The organism is Filobacillus milosensis (genome assembly GCF_004402015.1).
Classification (GTDB): Bacteria; Bacillota; Bacilli; order Bacillales; family Alkalibacillaceae; genus Filobacillus; species Filobacillus milosensis.
This window is the reverse complement of record NZ_SOPW01000070.1, coordinates 1-319: the sequence shown is the minus strand read 5'-3', so window position 1 is coordinate 319 and position 319 is coordinate 1. Positions and strand designations below refer to the sequence as shown.

Sequence of the window (319 nt, the reverse complement as noted above, 5' to 3'; positions counted from 1 at the left end):
CTCGACACCCGTGAACTTCTTGGCCATGTAGGTGTTCTGCGAGAGGAACTGCTGGATACGACGTGCGCGCGACACGACGATCTTGTCTTCCTCGGAGAGCTCGTCGACACCGAGGATCGCGATGATCTCCTGCAGCTCCTTGTTCTTCTGGAGGATCTGCTTGACGGTCGTCGCGACGCGGTAGTGGTCCTCGCCCAAGTAGCGGGGGTCCATGATGCGCGACGTCGAGGTCAGCGGGTCGATGGCGGGGTACAGACCCTTCGAGGCGATCTCACGAGACAGCTCGGTCGTGGCGTCGAGGTGGGCGAAGGTGGTCGCC

Annotated in this window: 1 protein-coding gene; it reads right to left on the bottom strand. The window is 62.4% G+C overall.

Going from position 1 to position 319, the window contains the following annotated elements; translation table 11 throughout:
* Window positions 1–319: ATP synthase beta subunit C-terminal domain-containing protein (locus tag E3U55_RS17160; protein ID WP_456071345.1), on the bottom strand; the 319-nt coding region annotated here is incomplete at both ends.